Origin of the sequence: uncultured Adlercreutzia sp. (genome assembly GCF_958431955.1) — a bacterium.
GTDB lineage: Bacteria > Actinomycetota > Coriobacteriia > Coriobacteriales > Eggerthellaceae > Adlercreutzia.
Map to the genome: position 1 here is coordinate 1 of NZ_CAUASN010000029.1, position 7,733 is coordinate 7,733.

10 protein-coding genes and 1 pseudogene are annotated in these 7,733 nt (G+C 61.0%); 9 read left to right on the forward strand and 2 right to left on the reverse strand.

Going from position 1 to position 7,733, the window contains the following annotated elements:
* The 7 genes and pseudogenes from Q5064_RS08690 to Q5064_RS08720 form a co-directional block, all read left to right on the forward strand.
* Window positions 1-218 (forward strand): annotated as a pseudogene (locus Q5064_RS08690) (hypothetical protein); the annotation flags it as partial.
* 116 nt (window positions 219-334) lie between these two features.
* Window positions 335-1,678, forward strand: coding sequence for an IS30 family transposase (locus Q5064_RS08695; RefSeq protein ID WP_161959470.1), 1,344 nt, complete (start codon window positions 335-337; stop codon window positions 1,676-1,678).
* A gap of 451 nt (window positions 1,679-2,129) precedes the next feature.
* Window positions 2,130-2,513: a hypothetical protein gene (locus Q5064_RS08700; RefSeq protein WP_021409113.1), complete on the forward strand. Its 384-nt coding sequence runs from the start codon at window positions 2,130-2,132 to the stop codon at window positions 2,511-2,513.
* Window positions 2,514-2,574: 61 nt separating this feature from the next.
* Window positions 2,575-2,898 carry a hypothetical protein gene (locus Q5064_RS08705; protein WP_035586671.1) on the forward strand — a complete coding sequence of 108 codons (324 nt, stop codon included), beginning with the start codon at window positions 2,575-2,577 and terminating at the stop codon, window positions 2,896-2,898.
* Between the two features lie 263 nt (window positions 2,899-3,161).
* Window positions 3,162-3,362, forward strand: coding sequence for a hypothetical protein (locus tag Q5064_RS08710; protein WP_009307218.1), 201 nt, complete (start codon window positions 3,162-3,164; stop codon window positions 3,360-3,362).
* A 347-nt stretch (window positions 3,363-3,709) separates the two neighbouring features.
* Window positions 3,710-4,987 carry a DNA polymerase IV gene (locus Q5064_RS08715; RefSeq protein WP_015539657.1) on the forward strand — a complete coding sequence of 426 codons (1,278 nt, stop codon included), beginning with the start codon at window positions 3,710-3,712 and terminating at the stop codon, window positions 4,985-4,987.
* Between the two features lie 11 nt (window positions 4,988-4,998).
* Window positions 4,999-5,277, forward strand: a complete 279-nt coding sequence (locus Q5064_RS08720; RefSeq protein ID WP_009307220.1) for a hypothetical protein — start codon at window positions 4,999-5,001, stop codon at window positions 5,275-5,277.
* Here the strand turns inward: Q5064_RS08720 and Q5064_RS08725 are convergent.
* The gene (locus Q5064_RS08725; protein WP_035579227.1) at window positions 5,274-5,495 is read right to left on the reverse strand and encodes a helix-turn-helix domain-containing protein; all 222 of its coding nucleotides are present in this window, start codon (window positions 5,493-5,495) and stop codon (window positions 5,274-5,276) included. The genes Q5064_RS08720 and Q5064_RS08725 overlap by 4 nt on opposite strands.
* Before the next feature lie 137 nt (window positions 5,496-5,632).
* Between Q5064_RS08725 and Q5064_RS08730 the strand changes: the two genes are divergently transcribed.
* Both Q5064_RS08730 and Q5064_RS08735 read left to right on the forward strand, forming a co-directional pair.
* Window positions 5,633-5,983 (forward strand): helix-turn-helix transcriptional regulator, encoded by a 351-nt coding sequence (locus tag Q5064_RS08730; RefSeq protein WP_009307222.1) that lies wholly within the window; start codon window positions 5,633-5,635, stop codon window positions 5,981-5,983.
* A gap of 26 nt (window positions 5,984-6,009) precedes the next feature.
* Window positions 6,010-6,426 (forward strand): hypothetical protein, encoded by a 417-nt coding sequence (locus Q5064_RS08735; RefSeq protein ID WP_035586669.1) that lies wholly within the window; start codon window positions 6,010-6,012, stop codon window positions 6,424-6,426.
* 76 nt (window positions 6,427-6,502) lie between these two features.
* Here Q5064_RS08735 and Q5064_RS08740 read toward each other — a convergent pair whose 3' ends face one another.
* Complete coding sequence (locus Q5064_RS08740) at window positions 6,503-7,732, reverse strand: hypothetical protein (protein WP_021409099.1); 1,230 nt, start codon at window positions 7,730-7,732, stop codon at window positions 6,503-6,505.
* Between the last annotated feature and the right edge of the window lies 1 nt (window position 7,733).

Consider the following 7,733-nt stretch of genomic DNA (forward strand, 5'->3'; position numbering starts at 1 on the left):
TCGCCATTGATTTTCTGTTCGTCGGCTTGGCTCTAAGCGCGTTCGGGGTTGCTCGAGAAGCGACGCATATGCTCGCCGCGATCAGCGAGCTTGTTATTTCGCTCCTCAGTTTCTACTGCGCGGGCGCCAATATCTTGAACAATCACTTCGGGGATCAATTCCTATCGCTCGGCAACCCCTTCTGGTCGAAAAAACGTAAATTGAATTCTCGTAGGTAAAAACTTCACCTCCAGTCTTGCATAAATCATGTAAATGCGGATTCCGAACCGTGGCCATGGCCGTTTGTGCTTTTCCTTCTTCCCGTAGGCGAAGGACCGACAGGAAGGAGGCCCTCATGGGGGATTCCAAGGGCGGTAGGCGCCCACTCACCTACGACGACAGGCTCGCGATAGAGCGTGGCCTGAACAGAGGGGACAGGATAGCGTGGATCGCGAGGACGATTGGCCGCGCGCCCAAGGTGGTCGCCGAGGAGGTAAAGCGCAACTGGACCGACGACCCCCAGGGAATGCTCGTGGTCCGAACCCGCAACATCTGCTCGAAGGCGGGGCTCTGCGAGGTGCGCGGGCTGTGCAAGGGCATGTGCAGGGCGCGCTGCAGCAGGTGCAAGGACTTCCTCTGTAACTCGCTCTGTCCCGATTTCGAGGCGAAGCCGTGCGAGAAGCTGGCAAGGAGCCCGTTCTGCTGCAACGCCTGCCCGAGCAGGGTCGGCGGCGGGTGCCGTCATCCCTATAGGTACTACCAGGCGAAATGGGCCCAAGACGCAGCCGACGCCAGGCGCAGCGAGTCCAGGCAGGGGATAGACTGCGACCCCGAGGCGTTCGAGAGCGCGATAACCCTGATATCGGACGGCCTCGCCAAAGGCCAGAGCCCGCAGCACATATTCGCCGCGAACCCCGGCGCCATACCGTTCGGCGTGCGCAGCCTCTACAACTACCTCGGCGGCGCCAAGGCGGGGGATCTGTCGAAGCTCGACCTGCCGAAGGCCGTACGCTACAAGCCCAGGTCGAAGTCGAAGTCCGCCAAATCCTCCAACATTCCGCGCGAGGTGCTCGAGGGGAGGCGGTGGACGGATTTCTGCGCCCTCGACCAGGCCGACCGCGACAACGCCGTCGAGATGGACACGGTGGTCGGGAGGCAGGGCAGGGACTCGCAGTGCATCTTGACGCTGTTCGTCAGGCGCATAGGGTTCCAGTTCTACATCCTCCTACCGGACAAGTCGGCGACCAGCGTGGTCGAGGCGCTCGACACCCTCCAGGAGCTCTGCGGGCCCCGGTTCTCCCAGGCCTTCGGCCTGATCCTCTGCGACCGCGGAAGCGAGTTCAGCGATGCGGAGCGCATCGAGCACGGCAGGAACGGCGTGAAGCGGCTGAGCCTCTTCTACTGCGATCCGCTCCAGAGCCAGCAAAAGGGACGTTGCGAGCGCTGCCACGAGGAGCTTAGGCGGATACTGCCGAAGGGAAAAACGAACTTCGACGCCTTGACCTGCCGCGACATGGCGGCGTGCATGAGCCACGTTAACAGCTACCTTCGCGGCAAGATGGACTGGATGGCGCCCGTCGAGATGGCGCGCCTCGTGCTTCCGCAAGGGCTCCTCGACGCGTACGGGGTCGAGGAGATAGAGCCGAAGGAGGTGAACCTCACGCCGCACCTCGTGCCCCACGCGATAACCCTGATCTAGCTAGTCTGGGGCACCGCATCATATCGCCGATTTCTTTACCTGCAGTCTTTCAAAACCAGCGACGCGGGCCTGACCTGGTGCTGTCTCAAACGGTTGCCGTCTACACATAACGGACTGCGAAGGCGGTCGATTGAAAAAGTGCAGGTAATAGACGGAACGCCGCGACCTCGAAATTGAAAAGGTAGAGGTAAACAACCATCTGATCTGCATAAACGTTAACTTACGAGAATTCAATCAACCCGAAGGCCGCTGCGCGTAAAAAGTTAGCCTAAGTTTACATAATATGTGTTATCAATTTCGCACGGCCGTCCCAATTTTAATATTGAAATTCGAACTCTAATCGCGTATGCTAGTCCCATAATTAATTGCGAGATCGGAGCGTTTGGATATGCATCCAACCGAATGCACGTTTACTGCAAGCGGGTTCAGGCGAGAGGAATTCGATCACTTCATGTCCATTGCCCGCGAGCTGGGAATCAAGGTCGATTGCGCAGTTTCATCGAGCGGCAAGACGGCGACGGTGCACGTGTCCGACATGCCGGACGTCCAGGACGCGGAAACCATGAGGACGCGGCGCGCAGGCCGTCCGAGCAAGGGCGTGGTGCTCCCACATGATTCCATATTTAATAATGAGACTACCTGCGCCGAGTACCTTGCATGGCAGCAGAACCATTCGGTAGAAGAAGGGATGCGGCAACTCGGCTTGAAGCGCACAACGTATTTCCGCAGGCTCAATTCGATCAAGAAGGCGGTTGAAGAGGCCGAGCGCTTGAACGCAGGCCGCAAGAAGAAAGGCATGAAGCCGCTGTGTCCGCTGCTCGTGCACGTGCGCTGACACTTGAAGCGGGACGCCATTACGATCATGCGTGGCATGGCGGTAGATAGGAGACATGGGAATGGAAAGAATGACGAGGAGAGGGCAAGCACCTGTGAAGAAAGAATTGGTCGAGGCATCGATGAGCGCCTTCGTATTCTGGATGGGGACGATCGCCATCGGCTACATGCTCGTCGCCAACAGCGGATGGAGTCTTCCTTTGTTTCCTCACATGCTGCTCCTATTGCTCGTGTTCGCAGTCGGATCCGTCTTTTCCACGGCCTCATTCTTCCTCACGGCCGCGCGATACTTGCACACCCGTGGAAGGAGAGATCCTGGAAATCTGGACGACTACCCTTCCTTGCGCACACATATCGCCCAGGTGCATGAGCAAGAAAATCGATGACGAACGAGAATCTGCGTTGATCAAGATACCGCTCGATCTCCACGGTTTTCTGAATCTGCGCCCTGGGGAGAGCGGCAGGATGGCGACGGTGCGCGTATCCGACATGCCGTCAGTCTGGGAAGCCGAGACTATGGGAACACGGGGAGCGCAGGGGCTCGACCAAAGGCTCTGTTCTTCAAAATGATGCCATATTTAAAAATGATACTACATGCTCCGATCATATTACATGACAGAAAATGCACTCATCGGAAGAGGGGATCGGAATGCCCGGAAAGATGACGAACCGCGAGTTTTACCATGGGACTCCGGAGCGCGATGCCAAGACCAAGGTTCGTGGATACGTGGGAATGAACAACGTGCGCTTGGTGACGATAGAGTACGACGGCGAGTACGTGGACACGGTGAAGGAGCGCTACTACGGAGTGTGGCTCGACCTTCCCTGCGAGCGCGAGGAGGCCTACTGACCGCACGACGAGGAAGCGATACCCTACCGGCCCCTCCCCTTTCTTACCTCATCGACAACATCTGCAGGTGCGAACAGCTCCCATATTTCCACTCCAAGGGCTGATGCGATCGGCTACGTACCGAACGATGAATTGGACACGATCGCAAGAGGCGTCTACGTCAGCTTGCCGAAAGAGCTCCACTGTATGAGCAACCCGATCCACGACGGCATCCGAAAGCGCCTCAACGAGAGCCGGAGCGGCTAGGATCCCAAACACTCCACAAACTGTTCGATTGCCTCCGGCACCCATGCGGGCCTACAATTGTATCAAACATTTGTTCTCTATTACGGAGGTAACAGGTCATCATGCCAGACCGCGACGTCCTGCACAGCGACATAAACTGCTGCTACGCGCAGATCGAGTGCCAGGCACGGCCCGAGCTGCGCGGCAAGCCCGTCGTGGTGGGCGGCGACGAGGAGGCGCGCCACGGCATCGTGCTCGCGAAGAACCTCATAGCCAAGCGCGCCGGCGTCAAGACCGCGATGGCGCTGTGGGAGGCGCGGAAGGCATGCCCCGGCCTCGTCGTCGTGCCCCCTGACTACCGGCTCTACATGGACGTGTCGCGGCGAGCCAGGGAGATCTACTACGATTACACCGACCGTGTAGAGCCCTTCGGACCCGACGAGGCTTGGCTCGACGTCACGGGCACCCGCCGGTGCCTCGGGCTCTCCCCCGCCGAGATAGCCCGCGAGGTAAGCGAGCGCATGGTCGCCGAGCTCGGCATCAGCGTGTCGGTCGGGGTGTCGTGGAACAAGATCTTCGCCAAGTTCGGCAGCGACTACAAGAAGCCCGATGCCGTCACGGTGATAACGCGGGAGAACTACCGCGAGGTCGTATGGCAGGCCCCTGTGCGCGACCTGCTCTACGTAGGGCCCGCCACGGAGCGCAAGCTGCACTCCTCGGGCATCGACACGATAGGCCAGCTCGCGTGCGCCTCGGACGAGCTGTTGCGCAACAGGCTCGGCAAGATGGGGTTCGTGCTGCGCGGCTTCGCGCGCGGGCAGGACGCTACCGAGGTCAAGCCCTACGACCGGGACGCCGCCGACGTCATGCGCGAGATCAAGAGCTACGGCAACGGGCTCACGGCCCCCAGGGACATATGCGACCCGCAGTCCGCCAAGGCGTACGTCTGGATGCTCGCCGAGAGCGTCGCCCAGCGCATGCGCGAGGGCCGCGCCAGGGCCCGCACCGTGTCGGTCGGCGCAAGGGCCGCGGACGACCTCTGCACCCGATCGCGCCAGTGCAAGCTGCCGGTGGCCACCGACGTGACGCTCGAGGTAGCGCGCGCCGCTTGGGGCCTCCTACGCGAGCTTGAGCCGCTAGACGCGAGCCATCCCCTGCGCGGGATCCACGTGCGCGCCTCCGACCTCGAGCCTGCCGACGCCGACCTGCAGGCGTCGCTCTTCGACCCGCTTCCCCGCCGCACCGAGATGCGCGAGCTCGACGCCTCCGTCGACGACCTGCGCCGTCGCTACGGCAACAAGTGCGTCGTATGGGGCGCGCAGCTCGTCGACGAAGGCGCGGCCAGCGTCGACGCCAAGGCCGACAACACCGTCCACCCCGTCAGCTTCTTCCACTCGTGAGGAGCTGCTAAATGCATGGAATCGAGAGCCGCAAGAAGACCTACGTGGAGGCCGTGGTGGACATCGACCCCGACGGCCGCCAGCGACCGCTGGCGATCTACTGGGGAGACGGACGATGCTTTGTCGTGGATCGCGTGCTCGAATCGAGGCGCGCGGCGAGCATGAAGGTCGGCGGCCACGGGATCCGCTATACCGTTGAGATCTGCGGAAGGACAAAGCACCTTTGGCATAGCGACGACGGCCGATGGTACGTAGAGGAGATCGTGCCCGGCAACGCCGGGGCACTCTAGCGCACCAGGTCGGACACCTCTACCTCCAAGGCCTCCGCGATGCGACACAGCTTGTTGAACGTCACGTTTATCTCGCCTGCCTCGAGCAGGCTGATGTAGGTCTGGTTGGTGCCGACCATCCGGCCCAGGCGTTCTTGGGATAGCCGCTGCTCCACCCGCTCGACGCGGACGGCATTCCCAAGTCGCTTCCTTCGCTTGTTAAGCTCTACGTCATCCATTCCCCCATTCTCATTTGTTATATGCAATGATTTATTCAATATATATAATGTTTAGCACTCAGCAAGGAAATGAAATAGTCGCGAAAGGAGCGACTCGTGGACCCAGGATCCGCAAGGCCTGCCATGGATAACAGCCCATGGCCATAGTCGTGAAGCTCGAGGCGCTGATGCTGCAGCACGGCATATCCCTCGACAAGATAGCAGCTGCGACCGGGATAACGAACGTCAACGTATCCAGGTTGAAAACGGGGAAGGTGGTCGCCTACAGGGGGACTACGATCGACGCCCTCATCAAGGCGCTCCGAGCGCTCGGCGTCGAAGGATGCGACGTGGCAGACGTGCTCGGCTTCGTGCCGGACGATGAGATCGCGAGCATCGGCGAGGGGGTCTACATCAGCGTGCCGAAGAACCTCCATCACATGAGCAATCCTTACAGCGACGCCGCGAGGGCGAAGCTGCGCGGCGAGGGCGGTCCGAAGACACAATGAAAAGCGAGCAGTAGCGGGTTGGCGAATTGAATCTAAGCGCAGGTCATATCCCAGATTCCCTCAACCGGATCGTCGAGGCGGCCGACGATCTCTTCGCGCCGTACGGAGACGAGGCCGACGTCTACGTAGTGGAATCGATCCTGCATAGGGAGATAGGCAGGATGGCCCTGCAGGCGAGATCCGGGGCGATCCGGCCGCCTCGACCGGAGAAAGGCGCGAGCCCCGCCTGCAGCGCTGATCGAAACGACAGCGGGCTCCTGATAGAGGCGATCGCCGAACGCTCGGCGCTCTTGATTGCTGGGCTCGGGGGCGACGCGGCATCGAACATCGAGGCCGCCATCCACAACGTTATAGCCAGGCGAGGTGCGTCGAGCCGCCGGGCGGTTGGGATCCGTTCGGTCGGTAAGACAGAGGGCAGGCAAGGATTCCCAAATTCCCCTTGACTGCCGGCACCGGGAGGCAGATCATTTTTTCACTGCCGCACGGCGAAGCCGTGCCGATGCGGCCGATGCCTTTCGGTCATCGGGGGATGCCGTCCGCATCTGCGAGGATGTGCAGGAGCTCCTCGGCGTGCCATTGCATGTCCTCCGGTGTTTCGAGCGAAGGGTTGCTGCGCGTCATCTGGTCGATCTCGGCCAAGAGGGGTACGATCCTTCCCGGTGCCACTCGGCCGAGTCTTTGTAGGGATGTTTGGGAGAGCTTTGAGACGTCGAAGCACCAGGTTGTGCCGCCCGCAGGGCGGTTGTCCAAGGTATCGCGCAGCGATTCCGGCATCCCGCCCTCGTGGCGGGCGTCCGAGGAGCCGCGGAGCGGCGTACGCTTTTCCACAATGCGGCGGCAATAGGACAGGAGAGATCTCACAGGTTGAAGGATTTTAGATGTTTTACGCTCTTTAAGATCGGTTAGTGCGCAAAAACCCTGATCACTAGCTTCGTTTTCAAGCCCCATGGCCTTCGTCCTTTTTTCTGGTGCGCTTTTCTCCACATGGTTATCCACTTTCGGCGCTTGCGCCGCGAGCGCCGCATGCTCGCGAGCGCGCTGGCGCTCGCGGCGCTTCTGGCGCGCCGACTTGCTGTAGTGCGCGTATCCCTCGTAGTTGTAGTACACGTTATGGAAGGGCTTGCGCTCAACTGTTCTCTGGAGCTCTCCATGCCAATTGGACGCATAGCAGCACGCGATCCCGAGGATGTCGCGCAGCTTGTCCCACTTCACGATGTACTTGTTCGATTGACGCGATCCGTCCTCGGCCCTGCCCCCCGTGCGGACGCGCTTGAGGACGCCCAGGCGCTCGAGCTCCGCGCGGATCGAGTGCGCCGACCTCGGCGATACGCGCGCCGCACGCGCCAGGCCGTCGTAGCTGCAGTAGAGCACGCCGCTCGACGTGGCGAGCCCCACGATCGCGCGGATGACCTTGCGGCGCGCGCCCGTGACCTTGTACCCGCCGTCCTCGCGCGGGACGTTGTTCAGCTCGTCGAGGCGCGCGAGGATCTGCCTGTCGCCCTGCCGCTTGCGGTATCGCTTGATGGACTCGTGGTAGAGGTAGCTCGCGTAGGCCTGGTCGAGCTGCCATTGCCCGAAATCAAAGAATTCCGCGCCCTGCTCCTCGTAGTACGCCTTGGCGTCCCTCTGCCAGACGCTCGCCGCAACGCGCTTCTGCAGCTGCCAGCGGGTCTTGGGATCGGGTTCTTCTTCGGCAAGCGTGCCGACGTAATCTATGTGCTGCTGTATGTCCCGTATCGGTCGTTCCATG